Genomic DNA, 23,648 nt, shown 5'->3' on the forward strand with positions numbered 1-23,648 from the left:
ATGCGGGCGGGAATGTCACGGTTCGTGGCGCTATTTGCGGCCGCTACAGTACTTACCTCGTGTGCTAGCTGGCGAGGTATCGCTAATGTGCCACTGCCTGGTGGCCCGGGAAGCGAATCCGGCTCTTATACGATTTATGTGCAGATGCCGGAAACGCTGGCTTTGAATGCCAATAGTCGGGTACGCGTCGCCGACGTTTTTGTCGGCAGGGTACGCGCAATCGGCCTGAAAAACTGGATCGCGACGTTGACCTTGGATCTAGAAAAGGGCGTCAAGCTACCGAAGAACGCCACCGCGAAGATCGGGCAGACCAGCCTGCTCGGCTCACAGCATGTGGAGCTGGCGTCGCCAGCCAACCCATCACCGCAACTATTGAAGAACGGCGACATCATCCCGCTGCAGAATGCGTCCGCCTATCCCACCACCGAGCGGGTCCTGGCCAGTTTTGCCGCGGTGCTGCGCGGTGGCGGCATCCCTAACGTCGAAGTGATCGCAAGTGAAGTCCGTAACATGCTGACTGGGCGGGCCGATCAGATACATGATTTCCTCAAGAAGCTCGACACCTTCACCGCCCGACTAAACGAGCAACGTGATGACATCACTCGCGCTATCGACTCCACAGACCGGCTGTTGACTTATGTAGCCAAGCAATCAGACACCCTGGACCACGTTCTCACCGAGTTTCCCCCATTGGCAAAGCATTTCGCTGAACAACGACAGCCGTTCCTCGATGCGACCAATGCGTTGGGCCGGTTTAGCGACGTCCTCAATCAGACCTTGACGGCGGCGCGTCCCGACTTGGATAAAGACGTGCGCCAACTGCAGCGTCCCCTGAAACAACTCAGCCGGGCTTCGATGGATCTGGTCGAGACGCTAAAGATTGCCTTGACCCTCCCGTTCAGCGCCGACGCCATCCCGAAGGTGGTACACGGCGACTCAATGAATGTTTCGATAACCTTGGACCTCACCTTGAGTGCAATCGATAATGCGCTCCTCACCGGAACCGGGTTCTCCGGCGCACTGCGAGCGCTTGAGCAATCGTGGGGCCGCGATCCGAACACCATGCTTCCCGATGTCAGGTTCGCACCCAACCCCGCCGACGAACCCCCCGAGCGTGACGAGGAGTAGGCAGCATGTTGACTCGACGCCTTCGCCTTCAGCTAACCGTGTTCACTATCGTCACGATGCTCGCCATGAGCGTTCTTGGGTGGCATTATCTGAGGTTGCCGAGCGTCGTTGGGATGGGCCAGTACAGTTTGGAGGTGGATTTACCCACGTCGGGAGGGCTTTATCCCACTGCAAACGTCACCTACCGCGGAATCACCGTGGGAAAGGTAACTCGGGTAGAGCCGACCGAACAAGGAGTTCGGGCCACATTGCGTATCAGCGACCAGTACAAAATCCCAATTGACTCCTCGGCGAACGTGCATTCGGTGTCGGCGGTCGGCGAACAATACATAGACCTAGTATCCGCGCAGAATCCGGCCAAGTATTTCTCGCCCGGCCAGACCATCACTAACAGCACGGTGCCTAAACGAATTGGCCCGACCCTGGATACCGTTAACCATACATTGGACGTCCTGCCCAAAGACAAGATCGCCGGACTACTCGATGAGACAGCTCAAGCGGTCGGCGGCCTGGGCCCAGCCCTGCAGCGGCTAGTCGACTCGACCCAATCGATCGTTGGGGATTTCAAAACAAACCTTAGCGACGTCAACGATATCGTCCAAAACGCAGCACCGATCATCGACAGCCAGGCCAACTCGCGTGATCCCATCGAGCGGTGGGCGCACAACTTAAATACTCTCGACGCGCAGGCCGCGGAAAAGGACAAACAGCTCAAGAGCATCCTGGGCCAGGTTGCGCCGACCGCCGATCAGATTAAAGCCGTGCTCGGCGACGTTCGCGAAACTTTGCCGCAGACCCTAGCAAATGTTGCGATTGTGGCCGATCTGCTCAAGCGGTACAACAAGAATGTAGAGCAATTGCTGGTCATACTTCCGCAAATTCCCGCATTCGGTGAGACAGTGACCGCTGCTTACCCACATACGTTTTCTCTTTCGTTCCAAACGCCAATAAATATGACCCCTGCTTGCCTGACGGGGTTCTTGCCGGCATCGCAATGGCGATCCTTTGTGGACGAGACTCCCGGGCTTTTGACCACGCGATACTGCAAGATTCCGATGGAGGCACAAAACGCGGTCCGCGGCGCGCGTAATTATCCCTGTGTCGATGTTCCCGGCAAGCGCGCGGCCACGCCGCGCGAATGCCGCAGCAAAGAGCCGTATGTCCCGCTGGGGACCAATCCTTGGTACGGGGATCCGAACCAGATTCTAAGCTGCCCCGCACCTGCGGCGCGCTGTGATCAGCCGGTGAAACCCGGCTTGGTCATACCGGCTCCGTCGGTCGATACCGGCATCAATCCGCTTCCTTCCGACCGGGTGACGGGGACGCCTCCTCCACGAAGCGATCCACTGCAACGGCCAGGTTCTGGGAGCGTCCAGTGCAACGGTCAGCAGCCGAACCCGTGCATTTACATTCCTAGCGGTGCTGCAGCTATCTATAGTCCGCAAAGCGGCGAGTTCCTAGGGCCCGATGGCGTCAAATACACCATCGAAGATTCGGCCAAAATAGGAGACGACGGTTGGAAGGAGATGTTAGGACCTCAACCTCGGTGAAGCGGCCGCCCATCGGTGGTGACATCGAACTGGAAGTCGACCGCCCACACCCGGTTGGCCGCATCGGCGACCGTGGTCGGCGCGGTGGAACTGCCGCGGCGGTTGCGTCGTCACCGCTGCGGTACGCGCAGTCCTTCTTCACGCCAAAGCGGCTCTTCGTAATTCAGAGTGCGTTGACGAGTGAGTGCAGGGCTCCGCTGTGCAGCAGTGAGCGTCATCGGTAGTGGGTTAGGTTTCTGAATCCCAGCGCGTTGCGGCGCAGTGCTTCCAGTCGGCCGTTGATCGCTTCGGTGGGGCCGTTGAGGCGTGGTGGTCGAAGAAGGCCAGGATGTCGTTGCGGCGGCGCCATAGAGTGCGGCCGAGTTGGGCCAGTTCCTCGAGCTCGTCGGGGACGCCATGGCGCAGGGTGTTGATGATCGTGGTCATCATGGTTTTGCCGCGGCGGCGGTCGGGGTGGGCGTAGGCGGCGATCAGGCGTTGGTAGAAGCTCCAGCACAGTTGGACCGCGAGGTGGGCCTCATCGGTGAAAACGGCTTCCAGTCGGGCTTTTTGGTGCGCATTGAGCAGCGGATAGCGGGTGCGCAACGTGCCCCGCACAAGGTAAGCGGGTCACCCGTGCGGCCGCGGTGCCCGCATGTCTGTTGTTGGATGCGCTGGCGGCACAGGTCGAGCTTGGCGCCGGCCAGCGCGACGACATGGAAGGGGTCCATGACCGCGGTGGCCTCAGGCAGCTGATCTGTCGCCGCGGTCTTGTAGCCGCCGAACCCGTCCATCGCCACGACCTGCACCTGTTCGCGAAACGCTTAGCTCTGCTCAGACAGCCAGCTGCTCAAGGCGGCTGCCGAACGTCCGGGGACCAGGTCGAGCAGCCGCGCACGGCCGGTGCCATCGAGCACGGGAGTCAGGTCGATGATGACGGTGACGTAGCCCTCTGAGTCGGGTCGACGCACATGTGACCAGCGATGCTCATCAACCCCGATGACCCGCACGCCGTCGAGTCGGCCGGTGTCGTTGGCCACGATCAGCTGGGTGGCGTCCATGGCGATGGTGTTGACAGTGTCCCAGGACAGGCCGAGCTCGCGGGCGACCGCGGCGACGGTGGCGTGGTCGATCATCAGCCGGTGACAGATGTAGCGGGCGCATCTGCGGGTGGTCGACCATCCTGGCCGCGCTAGCGCAGAGGTGTTGTGGGCGAACACTTCCCGCTCACAGGCGGTGTCGACACAGCGGTAGCGCGGCACCCGCAGGCGAAGTGGATGCCCGACCACCGGCACATCAGTCACGTTGCGGATCACAGTGTCACGGTTGACGTCTCGACGGCAGCCCGGACAATGCCGCTGGCCATCATCGAGCAAGTTGCAAAACACCACCGTGGCCTCGCCGTCGACAGCAGCATCGGTGATCGTCACCCCAAGTTCGACCGTGCGCACGATCGTGTCGGCAACAACAGCAGCAGAACAAGACGTAGGCTCGGACACAGGACTCCCCAGAAGGCAGACGACAAAGGTGTAGGAACCTGCATCCTCTGCCCGCCGCCCGTATTAGCTCACCGACACGACCCAATCAACAAGTCGCCGCAGCGTTTACCTGCACTCCATTTCCGGAAGAGCCGGCAAACGGTTCGCTGACCCCCAGCCGGCACCGACGATCAGAACGGTCGATTGATCGGTCACTTGGAAACCGGTTCGTATGTCATGTCCCCAGCCCAGGAGGGCAGTTTGCCGAACACCTGGACGGGGAAATGGTCGACAAGGGTACCTAGCCCCTGGGAAAAGAAATGGAAAGGTTGAGCGCGGTTGATAGTCGCAGACATGTGCGTCCGAAGGATGTGATAAGCGGGAATTCGGCGGGTGAACTCGCTTCGATCGCCGATATTCGAGTAGCGTGTGACCGCGTTGTATAGCTTCTCCTCCGAGAGGCCCCACGCAGTGAGGTTAGCCATCATCCTGGTGAGCAGCGGTATATACATTAGGGAGCCGAGGAGAATTCTCGGATCAATAATGGACCCCACCGTCTCGATCACGTGCACCCGCACCGGGCTGGCGCCGAGGTCATTGAGAACTTGGAAACCCACTGCAAGATGGCGAGATTCGTCACTATTGACCTTACTGAAGACCTCGCCGCACAACGGGTCTGCCACCTCGTCTAGAAGGAACTTCAGCAACGCGCCGTCGAGGGCGCATTCCAACGCCGGGATCGCAGAGCTCATCACCGTCAACGGGAGCGCATCGCTATAGTGGTCGATCCACTCGATCCCCAGCCGAATATTCTTATTCGGCACAGGTGTCTCTCCTGGCTCGAGCATTCCCCAGCGATGCATGAGGGCAAGTTCGGCATTAGCGTGCCGCTGCTCCTCGGCGTGGAAGTAGTGGTAGATCTCTCTTAACGCCTCGAACGGCGCCTTAGGCGCCATCGCCTCGAAAGCACGCGCTCCGACATGCTCGATCCACACCACATCTGACATGAATTGTTTGAGGTGGGGCCGTTGCTCGTCGGTAATCAACTCCGCGCCTGGGGCTTCCCAATCGATGTCGGCAAGCGCCCACTGTCGGTCTTTAATCGTTTGCAGCATATCGCTGTATTCGAACGCCATTTCCCTACTCCGATCTGGTTCTTCAAATCGCCCGGTGGCTATTTACCGCGCGACCCACTCGATGACACCAAGCCCACCGGTATAGCTCCTGGGCGCCATTCTCTCGGCCTGCCATCACAGGTAATGTCCGAACCTTGACCACCAGCTTGGACGACAAGTCCAACGGTCTCCTTAGCCCGTCCCGGATCGATATCGGCGCAGACACCCGCGCACCCCGACGAGCAAGCTCAACGCCAAAGCCGCGGCCAATGCCGCTGCCAGCTCTCGTGACTACAGCGACAGCACCATGAGTGAGCACATCTGAGCCGCCGAATGGCACCAGCCTCATCGGCGACCGCACGCGCGGGAGCCAGCAGGATCCGCAACCACAAACTGGTGGCACTGGCCCTAAGTGTGGGCGCATGACACCAGTTTTGTGCCGCTCCGGGCGCCTTGTCAAGACGCCGCCTGGACTCAGCAAATGCGTGGGTAGACCCGCTCGTCGCGTCAGCTAAGAATGCGCGCGTGCGGCGCACCTGATCAGCCAAGGATAACGCGCTGGATAGGCCCAGCTGGTGGTACTGAAGGTGAGTCAACGCAAGGTGGTGCTGAGGCGATCGTAACCGCTACGTGGGGACGGACAGGGCCGGCAATGGCCGGAATCTCGACCAGTTGTGCGCCATCACCGGCTGGCGTCGCAATCACGTGCGTAACGCACTCAAGGACACGCTGCGCCCGAAGGTCGTCACGAAAAGACGGCCGCAGCCGCCAAAGAATGGGCCGAAGTCCTTGCGGTGCTGACCTTTGCTGGGAATTGTAGGGCATGCTGGCGGCAGACGACTGCCGCCTTATGCTGGGCGGGTTAGACGGGTATGGGGGGCTGGGGCCTCCGCTCACATGTGAACGTGGGTTGCCGTCAGAAAGTTGGTCCTGGTCGGTAGAGCCACAGTTGTGGGAGGCCCAAGTGGTAGTTCAGCGGACGAGCCATTCTGACCTGGCGCTCGCCCTCAGGAGATGAAAATTATGCAGTGGTCGCCTGTCGACGCCGTCTAACAACTGTGGTCCTACGAGGCCGTGCATCGAGCCGGGCGTCGGATGCCGCTGTTGGGCCCTTCACTGTTGCCGCTAGTTGAGCACGAGGATCAGAATCGTTGTCCCCATGCGTTATCCGCGGGCGGCCGCACCTTGAGATGAACAGGTGTGAGTGTGCAGTGAGGAGATGATGGCGCGCGGATTCCCCGTTTCGCCGCGGCCCGCTGAACACCCTGTCCGACGTCGAACACGTCACCGCCGACTATGTCGCCTGGTACAACCAGCAGCGGCTCATGCACCGCCTCGGACGAGTCCCACGCGCCGAAGCCGAAGCCCAGTACTATTCCCAACACGTGACCGACCAACCGGCCGGCTCACAGAACCCCGAGGGTGCATAGGATGGTTCACTTCGGCCGCACTGCTTGAACACAGCGGCTGGAGCGTGCCTCGAGGACGCGACGAGCGGGATAGTGTACAAATTACTGATCGCTGATGCCCCCAACCTCGGCTCCGGCGACATCGGTGCCCGCGCCCCTGCCAAGCGAGCTAGGAGCGGGCGATATCGTAATGAAAATGACTTTCAATAGGCTCGTGGTGGCGTGGCTGCGCGACGGCCCGAACCTGTTGCGGCGGGTACAAGCCCTTAAATGGACAGGCTTTTGAAAAGTTGGCGATACCAGCGGTACCGTATCAGTAGCTTTTCTGATGTGAACTTTCGGTAGGAGGCTGGCGATGGCCCAGAAGATCGCTCGGACGAGGTTGGTGCGGCGTTGGCGCCGCAACATGGACGTGCTGGACGACGCCGAGTATGCCGACGTGCTGCGCGTCCTGTCTGAGGGCTCAGTGCGACGCAATTTCAACCCATACATCGACATCGACTGGACCGCACCTGAGTACGCGGTAGTCGACAACGACCCCCGCTGGAAGTTGCCGGCGACTGACCCGCTGGGCCGGCACCCGTGGTATCAGGCGCAGTCGGAGGAACGCCAAATCAGGATCGGCATGTGGCGTCAGGCCAATGTGGCCAAGGTGGGGCTGCACTTCGAGTCGGTCCTCATCCGCGGCCTGATGGGGTACGCGTTCTGGGTGCCGAACGGGTCCCCGGAGTACCGGTACTGCCTGCACGAGGCGGTCGAAGAGTGCAACCACACCATGATGTTTCAGGAGATGGTGAACCACATCGGCGCCGACGTGCCTGGGATGCGGCGGCAGCTGAAGTGGCTTTCGCCGCTGATCCCGCTGGTCGCTAGCCCTCTGCCGATCCCGTTCTGGTTCGGCATCCTCGCCGGTGAGGAACCCATCGACCACACTCAGAAGAACGTGTTACGTGAGGGCAAGGAACTGCACCCGATCATGGAGCGGGTGATGTCCATCCACGTGGCCGAAGAGGCTCGGCACATCTCGTTTGCTCACGAGTATCTGCGTAAGCGTGTGCCGCACTTACCGCGGCGTAAGCGGTTTTGGCTGTCGTTATACGTGCCGGTGATTATGCGGGTGGCATGCTCGGCGATCGTGGTCCCGCCGAAGGCCTTCTGGCAGGAATTCGACATCCCGCGCGAGGTCCGCAAGCAGGTGTTCTTCGGGTCCCTGGAGTCGCGCAAGGCGCTGCGTGACATGTTCGGTGACGTGCGGATGCTGTGCTACGACACCGGGCTGATGAACCCGATCGCGCGAATGGTGTGGCGGATCTGCAAGATCAACGGCAAGCCGTCGCGTTATCGCTGCGAGCCGCAGCGCCAGCACCTGGTCGCGGTCGCCTAGCGTTGTGAGTCACTAATTTGGAGCAGTAGTTAGCTGATGCTGCCAGGATTTGGTCGGCGGTTCTGATCCAGACGTAGGGTCGAGGATTGTCGTTCCAGATGAATCGTCCTGCAAATCCCGGAGGCTCCTGACCTTGGTAACGAGGATGCAGGTATGCCAACGTTGTGGCTCCACCAGCAAATCATTTCGCCAGTCGTCAGGGTTGGCTCTTACTACCTGGGCAGGCCGAGGCGTTCGGCGAGTCGACGCCCCGCACCGTAGCGCCCGGTGCGATAGAACGACGCCATGATGTCCTCGTAGCGAGGGCCGAGGATTCGGGGAATGGCATCGAAAACTCTTGCGTCAGGACCGATCAGCACCCGCGGCTTATTCTTCTTGACCCCACGCAGTATCGCCCTCGAGGCTGATTCGGGGCTGGTGAACGCGATCCTATGGAAAAGGCGGCTAAGCGTTTCGGGGTCCGAGCCGTCGGGCAGCCCTCGGGCGTGACCGGCGATGTTGGTCTTCACCCCGCCCGGGTGAACGCAGGTCACACCTACCGGATGCCTGGCGGCCCGGAGTTCTTGGCGTAGGGCCTCGGTGAAGCCGCGGACGGCGAATTTGGCGGCATTGTAGGCGCTTTGTGACGGAATCCCGACGAACCCGAAAACCGATGACACATTGACGATGTGGCCATCGCCGGACGCGATCAGGTGCGGCATGAATGCCTTGGTGCCATGGGCCACCCCCCAAAAGTTGATGCCCATCAGCCACTCGAAGTCGTCCCAATCCATGTCGGCCACGTCGGCCGAGAGTGCCACACCCGCGTTGTTGAAAACAAGGTTCACTCTGCCGAATTCACTGACGACATTCTTTGCGTGTTCGTAAACTGCCGGCCGTTGGGCTACATCGAGCTCGAACGGCACCGCCTTAGCTCCGACCTTCTCGCATCGACCAGCGGTATCGGCCAGCGCGCTCGTATCGATGTCCGACAGCGCCAGCTGCGCCCCCTGTTCAGCCAAGCTCAACGCCAGGTTACGGCCGATACCTGAGCCAGCGCCGGTGATTACTGCCACTTTATTGGTGAAGTCCTTCATAAACTGATCGCCTCCGAATGTATTTGGACTGGCCGACGGCCGGTTCCGCAGATCGTTGACACCGCCCCCATCCTCTTCTGTAACAACCAGAGTCCACTGCACTACACGGCATGGCGCTGGGTGCCAATCCCGTCCGGGATGTTCACCGTCGCCACAGGCGCCCGTAGAGCAGCTAGAACCGCTAGGTATCCCGGAACATGAAACGCGAGCCTCCCTGTTACGCGCCGTACGAGTGGTTGCTGAGAGCCTCGATGCCGGTATCCAGCTTGAACGCTCCCTGCTTCCGAGTAAGCAATTTTCCGAACAAACAGTATACGTAACGACTAGTACTATGTACTGCGGTTTGGGCCGATTGTCAAAACAGTTTAAAGGCAGGAGTCGTGGAGGTGACAGCGTACGCGGCGGTGTGATGCGGCTCTCAAACGCAGCGCTTCTACACGTCATTGCGGAGTCTTGCGCGCCCTGTCGATCCGCAGTAACGTCTCACTAAACACCTAGTACTGTCGGTATCGGAAACCGGGTGTTCGAGGAAGGGGTATCTTGTTATGACGAGCGACCACATAGTGCAAGAGGCAGCGACCACTGCAAATGCGGTGAGTGAGGGGTCTCGGTATCCGACGACCCGGCGGATACGTTTCCCGTTTGCCCAGGGCAGCAAGTATTTCGTTAACGACGACATCATCTTCAGCCACTTTCTGGCGAACTTGTCGGGGTCGTTCCCGCCGGGGGAGGAGTTGTTCATTCGGTCGGTGCGCCGGTTTGCCGATGAGATCGCCGACCCTGGGTTGAAGAAGCGGGTGGCCGGGTTTATCGGTCAGGAATCGGTGCATGGCCAGCAGCATCGGGCGCTCAATGACAAGCTCGTTGACATGGGGTATCCGATTGGGTGGTGGGATTCCGAAAAGTTTGTTGATTGGGTGAAACGCATCGAGGAGGTGCTGCCGGCCCGGATTCCGCTGGCGGTGACAGCAGCCGCAGAACACTTCACCGCCGTACTTGCTGAGCGGCTGCTCGGCGATGAGGAGATCCAGGCGATCCCGGGTGATGCGGAGGTGTGGAACCTGCTGAACTGGCATGCGCTGGAGGAACTTGAGCACAAGTCGGTTGCCTTTGATGTATTCCGCTCGGTGCGGGGTACCGAGCGGGTGCGTCGACGTGTGATGGCGGTAATGATCCCCCTTCTGCTCCTCCTCATAACCGCCGTACTGGCTTGTTCGGTGGCGCGGGATCCCGAAGCGCGCCGTCAGCCAGTGCGACTGGTGCGTGAGACCTATCGGCTCTACCGCGGCCCCATTCTTCGTGGCGTGATCCCAGAGCTCAGGCAATACCTGCGACCGGGATTTCATCCCGACGACATCGACACCAACGCGTTGCTGGAGCAATGGCAGGAGGAACTCTTCGGCACCGAGGGGGCCCTGGTCGGCTACCTGAAGTGACCGACCACCACACTCAAAACAAAGGAGAGTGTCATGGTAGCTAGTCACGCAGCAGTTGCGAACACAGGAATGGCACCGGAAAGACCAGCAAAAAAGGCGTATCCGAAAACTCGCCGGATTCGGTTCTCATTCGGTGATCCGCAGCCGATGCAGCGTCACTTCGTTGAGGGCGACATCGTGCTTAGCCACCTTGTGGCGTTGCTGTCGGGCATATTTCCGCCCGGCGAGGAATTATTTATCAGGTCGGTCCGGCGCTTCGCCGATCGGGTGACCGATCCGGAGTTAAAGAAGCGGGTGGCCGGATTCATTGGTCAGGAGTCGGTGCATGGGCAGGAACACCGCCGGCTCAACGAGCAATTGGTGGACAGGGGCTATCCCCTGGTCAGTTTTTTCATGTTCGATGCCAATAGTCGGCGGCAGCGGCTGTTGGTGCGGATCGAAAACCTGCTGCCCGCGCGGGTACCCCTGGCGGTCACTGCAGCGGCTGAACACTTCACTGCCACGCTGGCTGAGCGAATGCTAGGCGAGGAGTTACAGAAGATCCCTGGTGATCCCGAGGTGCGAAACCTGCTCAACTGGCACGCGGTGGAAGAGCTGGAGCACAAATCGGTTGCCTTCGACGTTTACCGGTCGGTCCGCGGGCCGGAGTGGCTTCGCATCGGTGTGATGGGGGTTTTATACGTTCTGGCCATCCCGGTGATAACGATCGGCGTGTTGCTGTCCATCGCGACGGACCCTAAAGGGTGGCATCCGATCAAAGTGACGCGTCAAGCGCGTGCTGTGTTTCGAGGCCCGCTGCTCAAGGGTTTGATGGCCGACCTGCGCATCTACATGAAACCCGGCTTTCATCCCGACGATGTCGACACCCGTGCGCTGCTGAACAAGTGGCAGCAGGAACTGTTCGGGACCCATGGCACCCTTGTGGGTTACCAAAAGTAGCAGCAAGTCCGGCGAGCCCGAATTGAGTACAAAAGTCGAGATTGAACAGTTACCTGCTGCCGAGCGTGTCACTCCTGACCATGACGTCGTCATTGTGGGCGCTGGGTTCGGCGGTATCGGCGCCGGTATCGCCTTGCAACGGAGAGGTATTCACGACTTTGTCATCGTCGACAAGTGGGATCGGGTGGGCGGCACCTGGCATGCGAACACATATCCGGGTGTGGCGGTGGATATTCCGTCGTTTGTCTACAGCTTTTCCTACGAGCAGCGCGGTGATTGGTCGCGGATCTTCGCTCCGGGTGACGAGCTTCGGGATTACGCCGATGACGTCGTGGACCAATACGGCCTGCGTGAGAAGCTTCGGTTGAACACCACCGTCGCCTCGGCGGTGTTTGATGAGCACAACAGTCTATGGCGATTGACCGCCGCCGGCAACCAGGAGATCACGAGCCGATATGTCGTAATGGCGGTCGGCGGCCTGGAACGCCCGAAGATGCCCGATATCCCAGGTTTGGACGAGTACGGGGGTGCGCTCGTGCACACCGCGCTATGGGATCACGACGTGGTGCTGGCCGGTAAGCGCGTCGCGGTGATCGGCACGGGCGCCACGGCGCTCCAGCTTGTCCCGGCCATCGTTGACGAGGTCGAACATCTGACCGTCTTCCAGCGAACGCCGATCTGGGTGTTCCCCAAACCGGATATGGAGATCAAGTCCGTCGGCCGATGGGTCCTGGGCCGTAAACGAATCCGCTCGGCTATCCGCACGGTGGGCACTGTCGCAACTGAGATCGGGATGGCGGGGATGTGGGTCGGTCCAGGGTGGCTAGTGAACGGGACTCGCCAGCTGCTCGAGCTAGCTACACGCCGCTGGATGCGTCGGCAAATCGAGGATCCAGTAATTCGGGAGAAGCTGATCCCACACTATGGCTTGGGCTGCAAGCGCCCATCGATGTCAAACGACTACCTCCGCACATTCAACCGCGAAGATGTCAGCCTGGTCACCGATGCGATCGAGTGCATAACCAGGAAGGGGGTGCGGACAGTGGATGGTGTAGAGCACGAGGTCGACGTGTTGATATGCGCGACCGGGTTCAAGCTGTGGGATACGGGTGCAGTGCCACCCTTTCCCGTCATCGGGCGCGACGGCATCGATCTCGGGCGGTTCTGGTATGAGCAGAGATACCAGTCGTATCAAGGCGTGTCTGTTCCCAAATTTCCGAACATGTTCTCCATCACTGGGCCTTATGGCTTCGTGCTGGGATCATATCTGTGGATGATCGAAGCGACGTCGGCTCATCTGAGCCGCGCTATAGCCGAGGCGAAGCGCTGCGGCGCGACGGTCTGCGAGATACGTCAGGAAGTCCACGACGAGTATTTCCGGAAGTGTTTGAAGCGCCAGGAAAAGAACTTTCTGTTCACTCCGACCTGCGCGGATTCGAATACCTACTATATCAACAGCCAGGGCGATTCACCGTTTCGGCCGTCGACGCATGGCGAAATGTATTGGCAGAACCGACATTACAACCTTGATGTCTACCGCTACAGTACGGGCGTTAAGCTTCCGGGTGCGATCGGGGCCATGAGGAAGGAGAACGCGTGAAGGTCAATCGGTTGCGTCCACGCGTGGTGGTGGTCACCGGGGCTGCAAGCGGTATTGGCCGGGCGACAGCGATCAGGTTTGCCAAGCTCGGCGCCCATGTCGTGGTGTCCGACATCGATCTGGATGCGGCACAAGCGACCACGGCGATGATCCGTGGTCATGCCCGCAGCGCGTCGGCGGCGCAATTGGATGTTATCGACCCCGATGCCTGGGAGGCGCTCGCTCGCAGCGTGTTAGCCGATTACGGATACGCCGATGTGCTGGTCAATAACGCAGGAATCTTGGTGGGCGGCCCGTTCTTAGAGCTGCGTCCGTCGGATTGGGAACGCCAACTCGGTGTGAACCTAATGGGCGTCGTTCATGGGTGCCGTTTCTTCGGCGCCCAGATGGTTGAACACGGCGGTGGCCATATCGTCAATATCGCCTCGGCGGCGGCATTCACGCCCACCCCGGTTATGTCGCCGTACTCGGTTTCCAAAGCGGGCGTGAAGATGCTGACCGAATGCCTGCGGCTCGAGCTCGGACCGAAAGGCATCGGCGTCAGCGCGATATGCCCGGGTGTGATCAATACCAATATAGGTGATCGCGCGGTGGTTGTCGGCGTCAACCACGAACTGATCGAACAAGGAAAACAGTTCACCAAGAAGCTCCAGGAATTTGGCGAGAAGTTTCCGATCTCACCGATGAGTCCCGACCTCGTCGCTCGCGCCGCCGTGCGTGCTGTACGGTTTGATCTCGCGGTCGTACCGGTGCGCACCGAGGCCTGGCTGGGCTATTTCATGCTCCGCATTGCCCCCGCTGTCAACCGCCGTATGACACAACCATTCTCAGTGGAGGCGTTGCAGCGGCTGGGCACTCGCCTGTTGAGCACCCAGCGCGCCACGAACCAGGACAAACTTGTCCCCCGTCGAGCCGATTCGGCGGCGTCGGTCGTCAGCACGGGAAAGTAGTCTGCTGACGATCAATGGCCATTCCGAAGTCGAGTGTTTCCGACATCATCAGTCCTTCCCGCCAAGCTCACGCCCGGCGTGTCAGACCAAGATCAGATCCACCGTTGTTCAGACAGTCCCAGGTATGGAAAATGACCCCGACGAAATCCTGCCCCACACCCGTAAACGGGTTTCAGACGCAGGACCCTAGTAGCGCAGGGCTTCAAGTGCGGCGCGGACCAAGACGCCGGTCGCAGCGACCAGGCCGACGCTTATCCGGCCCGTTCGAACATCTACGCTCGAGGAGCTTGATGTACGCCATACAGCTTGACGACTTGTCGACGCGCGTCAAACAACCAGCAGGTCAGTACGGCCCTCAGCCCGCAGCAGCTCCTCGTACCGCGGGAAAAGCTTCTTGGCGACGGGAATAAGCTTCAGGATCTTTGGAACCGGCCCCTTGGCGCGGACCTGGCCTTTGGCCAGCGCGACAGCGAGATTGAGGTTGCCCTGCCAAAACCGGTTGGCCATGTCAGAGGTCATGAACATCGCTACGGTAGGCTTGATGTCACAGTTCCCGGTGAACACCTTCTTATTAGGCATGTCGACCGTAACCTGGATATCCGGGTCAGAGCAGTTGAGCTGCAGCACAACACCGGATGCCGCTAGTTGATCGGCGATCGACTCATCGTCCACCGCCTCCTCGAAGATCCCGGCAATGTACTTCGTTGCCTCGACGCCGTCTTTGAAAACGCCCATGACACAACTCCTAGTCATTTGATGGGGTGGTGATGGTCGGGACGCCGCGAGGTCTGACCGAAAAACCACGATGATGATGTCGTGATAGATCGGCAAAGCTGACGGCGACGCGGCGGGAGCTCATGCGGCAGCTGACATTGTGGGTCGAAGCCACAGCTATCGCCTGTCCGAATTTTGGCAGAGAGGTCAGAATCAACCTCCGCGCCAAGCGGCCGCGCGACACGTGGCCCCGGCCACCAATCTGATGCCAATCCCTCAGCTCCTGGATCTTTTGATGTATCAGCTATCTTTGCGCGCTGCCCAGTCGTATAGCTTTCCGATCTTCGTGTAGCCATTGTCCGGGACAAATGCCGCCTCGACCCGCCCGTCGTGAATACAATCGACGGGGCACAGCGGGACGCACTTCCCGCAGTCGATGCATTCATCGAGGTCGATGACGAATCGGCCCAGGAAATCGTCGGCCTTCTTGGATATGGCATCGACCCGTCCCGGGCACGAGTGCTCACACGCTCCGCACCCGATGCACGTGTCATCGATGTAGAAATGGCCTCGCCGAGTGCCGCTCATGCTCTTTCCTTTTCTTCAGCGGCGACTCACAGCCGAGCGCTCTTGTTGATGAAATGCTGCAAACTCTGGTTGTAGCGGAAAAACATGTCCTTGCCCAGAGGATCAGATGACCAGACCCGTATCGGCGTCGACGCCATGCTCAAGGCGTTGAGGGTGTGATCGAGGTCCGGTCGGCCGTCTCCGGCGCGGATGTTGTCCACCATGTCCAGCCACGAATCACGGTCGGTTTCGATGACGAAATCCATCGACTCCAACCCTGTGTCGCTGATCTCTTTGATCTCGCTCACCTCGAAGCCGTCGAACGTGAGCTGGACAATCAACGCAGACCCATCTGGGCCGCCATCGAAGATGTTGACGGCAAACCGGCAGTCGACCTCGCCGAGTTTACGGAACTCGGCGAGGTCAGCCTTACTGACCTCCGCCAGCCTGGTGAACCACTCAACGGTAGGAAGATCTGCGCTCGTACTTACGCCGTCCACGGCATCTCCAAGGGGATCGTCACCTTCTCGCGACGGTCAAACCCGGCCCGCTCACAGCGCTGCAGGTACTCCTCAATAATCGTCCCCCACAGGAACGACACACCCTCCATACCTTCGTCGATCTTGTCCACTCCACCGCCCATAAGAACGGCCAGCGGTTCCAACAGCCCGGGACTGCTCAGTGCGGTGAGGATGATCTGCTCGCCAAGATCGGCGAAGCGATGCATATCCGAAAGCGCCTTTTCCCGATCAGTCGAGCTGTCGAGGAAGTTCTTCAATTCCAGGGTCCCGTACGACACGTGACGGGCCTCGTCCTGCATGCAGCGCCGGAAGATCTCCTTGTCGACATGCGTCTTGGACAGGTACTCCCCGGCCCGGAAAATCGTAAGGACAAGCCCTTCGCCCAGCACGTTCAGCAGGAACGTGCCCTGGGTGTGGCTCGGCGACTCGAGGATCGCCTTCAGTGCCCACTCCAGGGCCGGGCTGGCGTGCAACAAGCCTCCCCCGCCGGCGAGGGCACGCTTTCGGAACACCTCCATGTGGCGGGCCTCGTCCATCATCTGCGTCACGAGGAAGTTCTTAACCTCGTAGAAATCCGGTGAGGTGCGATACACCCACCGCGACGGAAAGTCACCGGCGACGAACTCAACCTCCGTCAAAGAGGTAGCCAGCTGGCACGCCGCCTTCTCCAGATCCTCACTGGCGGGCTCCAGCTCGTTCCACGGAATATCGCTGGTGGAGTTCCACTGCCGTGCCTTGGCCTCCTCATACAGCGTCATGACGTTGTCCGCCCAGGCCTCCTTCTTGTCGAGGATGTCATAAGCGTCGATGGTCGGCATCTGGTCAACATAGGGCTCACGCACAGAGCCGCGCGGGGCGAAGTTGCGCCACGTCGTGTGCTCGGGCAGCGTGCCGTAGGCTGGCGGGCGGTTGATGTCGGTATAGGTCAACCCCCGCGAACTCGGGCGCGCGCGAACACCCCAATTGGCCTTGTCGGTGTTCATCCAGTGCAGCGAAAACGAGCCGCGCCCGAGCCGGTCGAGGTTCTCCTGCAACAACTCAGCCCAAATCGTGTTGTCCTCCCGAAACTTCTTCTCGTAAGCCGCCAACGCCTCGTCTTCGAGCGGAGTTTCACTGGGAAGCGCCTGCATCTGGGTCAGCATCTCGGTCATGTGGTGATCCTTCACATTAGTGACCTAATCCATTCGTAGCGCCAGCGTATGGCGCCGCTCACATCGCGTGTAAGGTCCGGCAGGTGTCCGTGGCCATGAAAAAGTACCCACTGGTGGCCAAGTGGAGGTATCCGCTGGTGGCCGGATAAAAGTACCCACCCCGTGTTCGTCGTGTCGATCAGGAACTGCGGGCCCCGGTGGTGACGGTGAAGGTGCCAACCACTCATCGTCACCACCGGGGAGTTCCATTGAAGTCTGCGAGGGACCGCATGGACATCATTTCTGCTTATCAACAAGTCGGGTCATACCGCGGCGCCGCGCAGCTGTGCGGCACCACCCATAGGACCGTCAAGAAAGTCGTCGAGAAATTCGAAGCCGGTGAGAGCGCACCGCCGCGGGTCGAGCGGGCCCACAATTACGATGCGGTGGCCGATCTGGTCGCCGAGCGTGTCGAGAAGTCGGCGGGTCGGATGTCGGCGAAGCGGATGTTGCCGATCGCGAAGGCCGCCGGTTACGACGGGTCGGCACGCAACTTCCGTCGCCTCGTTGCTGAGGCGAAGGTGTTGTGGCGCAACGAACATCACCGGGGACGTCGCCCGGCGGTGTGGTCACCGGGTGAGTATCTGGTGATCGACTGGGCCCAAGCCGCACCCGGGTTGTTCCTGTTCTGCGCAGTGCTGGCGTTCTCCCGGTGGCGCTTCGTCGCGTTCGCCACCGACCAGAAGGCGTCCACGACGTTGGCGTTGATCGCCGAAGCGATGGCCGGGATAGGTGGTGTCCCGGCCCGGGTGCTGGCCGACCGGATGGCCTGTCTGAAGGGCGGCGTGGTCGCCAACGTGGTGATCCCTACCGCCGAATACGTCCGGCTGGCAGGTCATTACGGTTTCGCGCCGGACTTCTGCCATGCATCCGACCCTAAATCGAAGGGCATCGTGGAGAACTTGTGCGGCTACGCCCAACGCGACCTCGCCGTCCCGCTGCTCACCGACGCCGCCATCGCCGGGGTGCCGGTTGATCTGCGTGCTGCCAACGTTGCGGCCAGGGCGTGGTGTCTGGAGGTCAATGCCGCGGTGCATTCGGAGATCTGTGCGGTCCCCGATGAGCAACTGCTGATCGAACGGGAACTCCTGCAACCGTTGCCGTCGCTGCAACTTCGAATCGGGGCACCGTCGGTGATCCGCAAGGTCGACCGGCTGTCGTGTGTCCGGTATGCCTCGGCCCGCTACTCGGTGCCCACCCGACTGATCGGGACCAGCGTGGCCGTCGTCGTCGATCACGGCGCGCTGTGCATCGTGGAGCCCGCGACTGGGGTGATCGTGGCTGAGCACGAACTGGGTGCCCCAGGCAGCGCATCAGTCCTCGACGATCACTACGACGGTCCCCGCCCGGAACCTAGCCGCGGACCACGACCCAAAACTCATGCTGAGCAACAGTTCTGCACACTCGGCGAGGATGCTCAAGCATTCCTGGTCGGGGCCGCCGCGATCGGCAACACTCGGCTGGGCTCCGAACTGGAAGTCCTACTGGCGTTGGGCGCCGCCCACGGCACCGACGCCTTGGTCGGCGCGCTTCGCCGGGCGGTCGCGTTCCGGAGGTTCCGCGCGATCGACGTGCGGTCCATCCTGGCCGCCGGCGCCGGAACGCCGCAGCCCCGCCCCGCCGGGGATGCGTTGATCCTGGACCTCCCAGTCGCCCCGACCCGATCCCTGGCTGCCTACACGGTCAACCCGGCCGCAGACGGTGGTGCCACGTCATGAACGGCACGCCAGCCAAGGCAACCAAACCCGTTGCACCACTGTCCACTCCGCAATTCGCCGCTGATCTCGACGCCGGGCTGCGGCGGCTCAAGCTCGCCGCGATCCGGCGCACCGCCCCCGAAGTCCTAATCACCGCCAAGACCCAGCGCTGGACCCCCGAAGAAGTGCTACGGACCCTCGTCGAGACCGAACTGGCGGCACGGGATGCCTCCAACGTCGTCAACCGGCTCAAGGCTGCCGGGTTCCCGGTCACCAAGACCTTGGAGTCCTTCGACGTGGCCGCATCGTCGATTCAGCCCAAGGTGTTCGACTACCTGTCGAGCCTGGAATGGGTTCGCACACAACAGAATCTGGCGATCATCGGACCGGCTGGGACCGGCAAGTCCCACACCCTGATCGGACTGGGGGTCGCTGCGATTCATGCTGGGCACAAGGTCCGGTACTTCACCGCCGCCGACCTCGTCGAAACCCTCTACCGCGGCTTGGCCGACAACACCGTCGGCAAGATCATCGAATCCCTGCTCCGTGTCGATCTGATCATCCTCGACGAACTGGGCTTCGCCCCACTCGACGACACCGGCACCCAGCTGCTGTTCCGCCTCGTCGCCGGCGCCTACGAACGCCGCTCCCTGGCCATCGGCTCGCACTGGCCCTTCCAAGAGTGGGGTCGATTCCTGCCCGAGCAGACCACCGCCGTCAGCATCTTGGACCGGCTCCTGCATCACGCCACCGTCGTCATCACCGACGGCCAGTCCTACCGAATGAAGGACGCCCAACACCGGAAGGAGAACCCCCAACCAATCTAAGAATCACTGCACGGGGTGGGTACTTTTATCCGGCCACCAGCGGGTACTTCTACTTGGCCATTGACAGCAGGGTCAACTCTGACCCGAGTGGGCCATCCCACTATCGAAACTTTTGGCCCGCCGCCGTAGCGCGAGCCGATAGGCTGAAGCTCAAGCGCTCCGCGCGCAACTACCTGGGCGTCTGGTTCCATTCCCAGGTGGTGGTGGTAATCAGCAGCTGACGCGACGAACAGCGGTTCAACGTAGGGCTGAACGCCGCTCCCCGCCGAATTACGGGCGAAGCTCTGTCTTTGAATACCTCGCCCGCGGCAGTTCGCGGCATGTCGGGAACGAGATGCACACAGAATGCGGTCAGGGGCGGCGGAAGGTAAATCCCTCCCACGCCTGGCGCCGAACCGCAAGCGGGTCACACTCGACCCGCGATGTCCTGTCGAAGATCATCACCGCATGGTCGGCACTGACGTGGCTGGGCCAACCCGCGCCAGGCACGCCTGTGCGGGCGAAGGCGCACCACCGCGACTGGACATCCTCGGTAATGCGCAGCGCCGTATATTTGTCGCCTGCCGCGCTGAGCAGCCGACCCAACCGCGTTCTGTAGACGTCGAAAACTGCGAGCAATTCGGTAGCATGAGTGGCCCCCAGCCCGGACCATCGCAACGTGCGCGGAGCGTAGTCATAGCGGTACACGTATACCGGAGCGTGTGCGCTGTGCGCGTCGGCGATCTGCCATACGACCGATGCGAACGTGAAGTCGCCTCCCAATTCAATACAAGCAGCGGCTTTCGGATAAGAGGGGTACGCCGCCGTAATCCGCTCACGGTCAGCAGATTCCACAGTCGATAGCAGCAGCTCGATCTTGGGTTCGTTCGTTGGCAGTAGTTTCAGGAAGCGGGTGAACAGCTTGGCTTCTTCCGCATTGTTACCCACGACGAGAGGCACTCGGTGTGCTTTTCCCAAGCGCAACGAATCCATTGGATCCAGCGGCAGGTAGTCGGTTCCATATGTGGGACCGACCGGATATACGCCCGGCGCGTTGCGGCTTTCCTGCATGATCAGATGATCCAAAGTCGCTACGAGGTCGGTCGGCGGCGCGGTCAGCAAGACCGCGGCAGCGTCTCGCCTCCGAGCTCCGAGAATCGCCGCAAACCTTGCGGCGTATTCTTCAGATTGTTCACGGGAACTAGCCAAACCTCCCGCGGGGCTCTCAGAAATGGCTTGAGCGAACAGCCCTTTAGCAGCTGGAACAGCCAACAGCGTCGCCACTGCGTGTGCCCCTGCGCTCTCGCCGAATATCGTCACAGCGTCGGGATTGCCGCCGAAGCTTGCGATGTTGTCACGCACCCAACGGAGCGCCATAACCAGATCACGCAGATAAAGATTGTCGTCGATGCGGAAGGCGTCGGTAGACAGAGACGAGAGGTCAACTGCTCCAAGCGCGCCCAGCCGGTAATTAACTGACACGAACACGCACCCCTTGCGAGCCAACGATGCCCCGTCATATACCGGTGTCGCGGAGCTGCCGAGGAAGTATGCGCCGCCATGGATGAACACCATCACAGGTAACGGCCGCTCGTATCTGGTGTCGGGCGCGACGACGTTCAGCGTCAGGCAGTCTTCGCTCATCGGCTGATATTTGCCGAGGCCAACAAAAGTGTATTTGCGCGGCTGTGGTGCACAGTACCTGAAACGGTGACACGGCAAGACTCCCTCCCACGGCTCGATTGGCCGGGGGGCTCTTAGGCGCAACGCCCCGACGGGCGGCTCGGCGTAGGGGATGGATCGCCACCTGGTCACGCCGTCTCGGGAGAAACCCTCGACCAAGCCGGAAGTTACTGTGGTGCAGACGGTACGAAGGTGCATCGCTCGACTGTAGCTAATGGCCATTCACATCCTGCTTAAGTGGATGGATGTCACGCATATCTTGGTTTTGGTAGCTGTCGGCTGCCCTTAACTATGGCCAGCTTTGGGCTGCGCCACACAGCTCAGAGGTTCTCAGGCCGAATTGGCTATCGTGCGGTCGAGAAATCCGGCGACTGCTGCAGTGAAGGCGTCGTTGTCGTCGCCGGCCACCATGTGACCTGTGCCGGAAACGTCCACCGCTTCGGCGTGCGGGACAACCTGGAGGAATTCATCGACCGACTGCTGCGATGTCACATCCGAGAGGACGCCGCGCACCAGAAGCGTTGGTGCCTGCACGCGACGGGCCCCCTCAACAAGCAGTTCGCTGATCGCGTCGAACTGTTCGGCACCAGTGGCGGGGTCACCTTGCAGGAACTGAAAATTAGAGGTGATGAAAGCCGGATCCCATCGCCAAATCCACCTGCCATCGTCGCGTTGGCGCAACACTTTTCGCAGTCCGTCCAGGCTTTCGGGACGAGCGCGGTGCGGATTGTATTGGGCGATGACGTCGGCCGCGTCGTCGAGCGTGCCGAATCCGTCGGGATGGGCGGCCATAAATGACACGACGCGGCGTGCACCGTGGAACTCCATTCGCGGGGTGATGTCGACAAGAACGACTGCTGACCACAAATCGGCTGGTGCCAGCAGATGGGTTCCCAAAATGGTCATGCCACCCAACGACGCACCAACGACCACCGGCGGGCGGTCGTCACTCGCATGTTCGCGCACAGCCAGCAGATCGGATGTGAGTCCTGCGAGTTCGTATCGCCCAGTCGGGTCCCACCCGCTATCGCCGTGGCCTCGGGCATCGTAGGCGACGACGGTGTAACCGCGCGCATGCAACCGGCGCGCCGTGGTGGTCCAAGCGTGGCGATTTTGACCACCACCATGCAGGAGAAGTACGACGGCGCGGGCGGTGTCGTGCCGGTAGAAATCCGCCGTGAGGGTGACGCCGTCTTCGGTGCGGATTCGCTCGCAGGTAACAGTCATTTGATTAGGCCGCGATAGCCAATTCGGACGGCACTCGTGCTCAGTCTCGCCATCAACCGGAATACCCCCTCGGGCTAACCACCGTCACGGTTCCCTGCGCCGCGCATACCGCGCGCCCCGCGTTGGAGACATCGATTCTGGCGACACCGCTACGCTTGCCCAGCGCGATGATCTCGGTGACCGCAACGCACACTCCGCTCGACACGGGCTGCAGCAGATTTAGCTTGAATTCCGTTGTGGCCACCCATGATCCCGCTGGGATAACCGGATAGAACACCACGCCCAGACAGTGGTCTACCATCGCCGACAAGCATCCGCCGTGCAGGTTGCCGAACGGCGTCATCAGGTCGTCCCGAGCATCCATCTCCACAACCAGACGTCCCGCGGCGAATTCGGTGTGCCGAAATCCCAAGTAGCTGGACAGCCCACCCGCGGTTGCCGCCGCATTCTGCAACTCGTCGGCAATCTCTTGGCTGAACTGCTCGAACTTCATGTCTAGAGCCCCTCGTCGTTCACCGATACTGCTGCCACTAACGAGACATTACTCCGTACTTGTTGCATCAGCGCAAGACCGGGTGGTGGTGAGCAGAGGAGGAAGCAGGAATCTTCGTAGAAAAGCATCGAGGCCCTCCGGGCTGCGCTGCCTTGGGCCTTCGACCGTGAGTAGGCTGAGGATAGCCCGCAGTATCCACTCGGATGCATCGTCGACCGACACCCCACGCTCAAGTTGATCCCAGTGCGCGGCGAAGACAGGGCGAAGGAACTCGGCGACGAGTTCGAACAAAGCCACCGACGTACCCTTGGCCAGCCCTACGCCGGCGAGTTCGTCGTCACTGCCGAATAGCAATCCGATTATGGGTTCACGGTGGGCCGCACGGAGTGTAACCTCGACGAAATCCAGTATCGCCGAGCCTAAATCGGCATGCGCTGCGATCCGCGCACTAATGCGGCGGAGGTAGCGTTCGGCTGACCGCAAGATAACACCGGAAATGACGGATTCACGACTCGGAAAGTAGCGATACACCGTGGCGCGGGACACCCCGGCCTGCCTGGCGATGTCCTCCATCGTGGTGCCCGGTAGCCCCTTGTTCTCGAGGGACGTTGCGGCGGCATCGAGCAGATGGTCTCGGGCGATGTCGCGGCTCGCGGCGGTCGCCGTGCCCCATCGCAACGATTTTTTCGTCACCATTCAAGTATGC

19 protein-coding genes and 4 pseudogenes are annotated in these 23,648 nt (G+C 60.8%); 10 read left to right on the top strand and 13 right to left on the bottom strand.

Annotated features, from left to right (window positions below; all coding sequences use genetic code 11):
• Both U8D42_RS26745 and U8D42_RS26750 read left to right on the top strand, forming a co-directional pair.
• Positions 1 to 1,128, top strand: a complete 1,128-nt coding sequence (locus tag U8D42_RS26745) for a virulence factor Mce family protein (protein WP_033721559.1) — start codon at positions 1 to 3, stop codon at positions 1,126 to 1,128.
• Between the two features lie 5 nt (positions 1,129 to 1,133).
• The gene (locus U8D42_RS26750; protein ID WP_007172264.1) at positions 1,134 to 2,678 is read left to right on the top strand and encodes an MCE family protein; all 1,545 of its coding nucleotides are present in this window, start codon (positions 1,134 to 1,136) and stop codon (positions 2,676 to 2,678) included.
• Here the strand turns inward: U8D42_RS26750 and U8D42_RS26755 are convergent.
• The 4 genes and pseudogenes from U8D42_RS26755 to U8D42_RS26770 all read right to left on the bottom strand — a co-directional run.
• A pseudogene (locus U8D42_RS26755) lies at positions 2,678 to 2,827 on the bottom strand (IS3 family transposase); the annotation flags it as partial. The gene U8D42_RS26750 and the pseudogene U8D42_RS26755 overlap by 1 nt on opposite strands.
• Positions 2,828 to 2,892: 65 nt before the next feature.
• Positions 2,893 to 4,111 (bottom strand): annotated as a pseudogene (locus U8D42_RS26760) (ISL3 family transposase).
• Positions 4,112 to 4,347: 236 nt separating this feature from the next.
• Positions 4,348 to 5,271, bottom strand: coding sequence for a hypothetical protein (locus tag U8D42_RS26765; RefSeq protein WP_007172267.1), 924 nt, complete (start codon positions 5,269 to 5,271; stop codon positions 4,348 to 4,350).
• Between the two features lie 113 nt (positions 5,272 to 5,384).
• Positions 5,385 to 5,599, bottom strand: a pseudogene (locus tag U8D42_RS26770) (SDR family NAD(P)-dependent oxidoreductase); the annotation flags it as partial.
• An 877-nt stretch (positions 5,600 to 6,476) separates the two neighbouring features.
• Between U8D42_RS26770 and U8D42_RS26775 the strand changes: the two are divergent.
• A pseudogene (locus U8D42_RS26775) lies at positions 6,477 to 6,680 on the top strand (IS3 family transposase); the annotation flags it as partial.
• A gap of 346 nt (positions 6,681 to 7,026) precedes the next feature.
• The gene (locus U8D42_RS26780; protein ID WP_033721575.1) at positions 7,027 to 8,043 is read left to right on the top strand and encodes an AurF N-oxygenase family protein; all 1,017 of its coding nucleotides are present in this window, start codon (positions 7,027 to 7,029) and stop codon (positions 8,041 to 8,043) included.
• A 212-nt stretch (positions 8,044 to 8,255) separates the two neighbouring features.
• Here the strand turns inward: U8D42_RS26780 and U8D42_RS26785 are convergent, their stop codons facing one another.
• A complete protein-coding gene (locus U8D42_RS26785) occupies positions 8,256 to 9,119 on the bottom strand; it encodes an SDR family NAD(P)-dependent oxidoreductase (protein WP_007172270.1) in 864 nt (287 codons plus the stop codon).
• A 545-nt stretch (positions 9,120 to 9,664) separates the two neighbouring features.
• Between U8D42_RS26785 and U8D42_RS26790 the strand changes: the two genes are divergently transcribed.
• The 4 genes from U8D42_RS26790 to U8D42_RS26805 all read left to right on the top strand — a co-directional run bounded on the left by U8D42_RS26790 (position 9,665) and on the right by U8D42_RS26805 (position 14,044).
• Positions 9,665 to 10,555: a metal-dependent hydrolase gene (locus U8D42_RS26790; RefSeq protein ID WP_170826031.1), complete on the top strand. Its 891-nt coding sequence runs from the start codon at positions 9,665 to 9,667 to the stop codon at positions 10,553 to 10,555.
• Positions 10,556 to 10,624: 69 nt separating this feature from the next.
• The gene (locus tag U8D42_RS26795) at positions 10,625 to 11,494 is read left to right on the top strand and encodes a metal-dependent hydrolase (protein ID WP_007172273.1); all 870 of its coding nucleotides are present in this window, start codon (positions 10,625 to 10,627) and stop codon (positions 11,492 to 11,494) included.
• On the top strand, positions 11,466 to 13,094 hold the full coding sequence (locus U8D42_RS26800; protein WP_007172274.1) for a flavin-containing monooxygenase: 1,629 nt from the start codon (positions 11,466 to 11,468) through the stop codon (positions 13,092 to 13,094). Before U8D42_RS26795 ends, U8D42_RS26800 begins: the two co-directional genes overlap by 29 nt.
• A complete protein-coding gene (locus tag U8D42_RS26805; protein ID WP_007172275.1) occupies positions 13,091 to 14,044 on the top strand; it encodes an SDR family NAD(P)-dependent oxidoreductase in 954 nt (317 codons plus the stop codon). The genes U8D42_RS26800 and U8D42_RS26805 overlap by 4 nt, the downstream gene beginning before the upstream one ends.
• A gap of 327 nt (positions 14,045 to 14,371) precedes the next feature.
• On the opposite strand, the gene U8D42_RS26810 is transcribed toward U8D42_RS26805, so the two are convergent.
• The 4 genes from U8D42_RS26810 to U8D42_RS26825 all read right to left on the bottom strand — a co-directional run bounded on the left by U8D42_RS26810 (position 14,372) and on the right by U8D42_RS26825 (position 16,997).
• Entirely contained in the window at positions 14,372 to 14,779 is a 408-nt protein-coding gene (locus U8D42_RS26810; RefSeq protein ID WP_007172276.1) for an SCP2 sterol-binding domain-containing protein, read from the bottom strand.
• 279 nt (positions 14,780 to 15,058) lie between these two features.
• On the bottom strand, positions 15,059 to 15,346 hold the full coding sequence (locus U8D42_RS26815) for an NADH-quinone oxidoreductase subunit I (protein ID WP_007172277.1): 288 nt from the start codon (positions 15,344 to 15,346) through the stop codon (positions 15,059 to 15,061).
• Between the two features lie 26 nt (positions 15,347 to 15,372).
• On the bottom strand, positions 15,373 to 15,825 hold the full coding sequence (locus U8D42_RS26820; protein WP_007172278.1) for a hypothetical protein: 453 nt from the start codon (positions 15,823 to 15,825) through the stop codon (positions 15,373 to 15,375).
• On the bottom strand, positions 15,813 to 16,997 hold the full coding sequence (locus U8D42_RS26825) for a ferritin-like domain-containing protein (protein WP_007172279.1): 1,185 nt from the start codon (positions 16,995 to 16,997) through the stop codon (positions 15,813 to 15,815). Before U8D42_RS26825 ends, U8D42_RS26820 begins: the two co-directional genes overlap by 13 nt.
• Positions 16,998 to 17,245: 248 nt before the next feature.
• On the opposite strand from U8D42_RS26825, the gene istA reads away from it, so the two are divergent.
• Together istA and istB are read left to right on the top strand one after the other, a co-directional pair.
• Positions 17,246 to 18,754 carry an IS21 family transposase gene (gene istA / locus U8D42_RS26830; RefSeq protein WP_079669096.1) on the top strand — a complete coding sequence of 503 codons (1,509 nt, stop codon included), beginning with the start codon at positions 17,246 to 17,248 and terminating at the stop codon, positions 18,752 to 18,754.
• Complete coding sequence (gene istB / locus U8D42_RS26835; RefSeq protein WP_007172566.1) at positions 18,751 to 19,560, top strand: IS21-like element helper ATPase IstB; 810 nt, start codon at positions 18,751 to 18,753, stop codon at positions 19,558 to 19,560. Before istA ends, istB begins: the two co-directional genes overlap by 4 nt.
• 351 nt (positions 19,561 to 19,911) lie before the next feature.
• Here istB and U8D42_RS26840 read toward each other — a convergent pair whose 3' ends face one another.
• The 4 genes from U8D42_RS26840 to U8D42_RS26855 all read right to left on the bottom strand — a co-directional run bounded on the left by U8D42_RS26840 (position 19,912) and on the right by U8D42_RS26855 (position 23,638).
• Positions 19,912 to 21,420 (bottom strand): carboxylesterase/lipase family protein, encoded by a 1,509-nt coding sequence (locus U8D42_RS26840; RefSeq protein ID WP_033721569.1) that lies wholly within the window; start codon positions 21,418 to 21,420, stop codon positions 19,912 to 19,914.
• Between the two features lie 132 nt (positions 21,421 to 21,552).
• The gene (locus tag U8D42_RS26845; RefSeq protein ID WP_033721570.1) at positions 21,553 to 22,449 is read right to left on the bottom strand and encodes an alpha/beta fold hydrolase; all 897 of its coding nucleotides are present in this window, start codon (positions 22,447 to 22,449) and stop codon (positions 21,553 to 21,555) included.
• A 52-nt stretch (positions 22,450 to 22,501) separates the two neighbouring features.
• Positions 22,502 to 22,942 carry a PaaI family thioesterase gene (locus tag U8D42_RS26850; protein WP_007172283.1) on the bottom strand — a complete coding sequence of 147 codons (441 nt, stop codon included), beginning with the start codon at positions 22,940 to 22,942 and terminating at the stop codon, positions 22,502 to 22,504.
• Between the two features lie 48 nt (positions 22,943 to 22,990).
• Entirely contained in the window at positions 22,991 to 23,638 is a 648-nt protein-coding gene (locus U8D42_RS26855) for a TetR/AcrR family transcriptional regulator (RefSeq protein WP_046182710.1), read from the bottom strand.
• Between the last annotated feature and the right edge of the window lie 10 nt (positions 23,639 to 23,648).

Origin of the sequence: Mycobacterium europaeum, assembly GCF_034555895.2 — a bacterium.
GTDB lineage: Bacteria > Actinomycetota > Actinomycetes > Mycobacteriales > Mycobacteriaceae > Mycobacterium > Mycobacterium europaeum.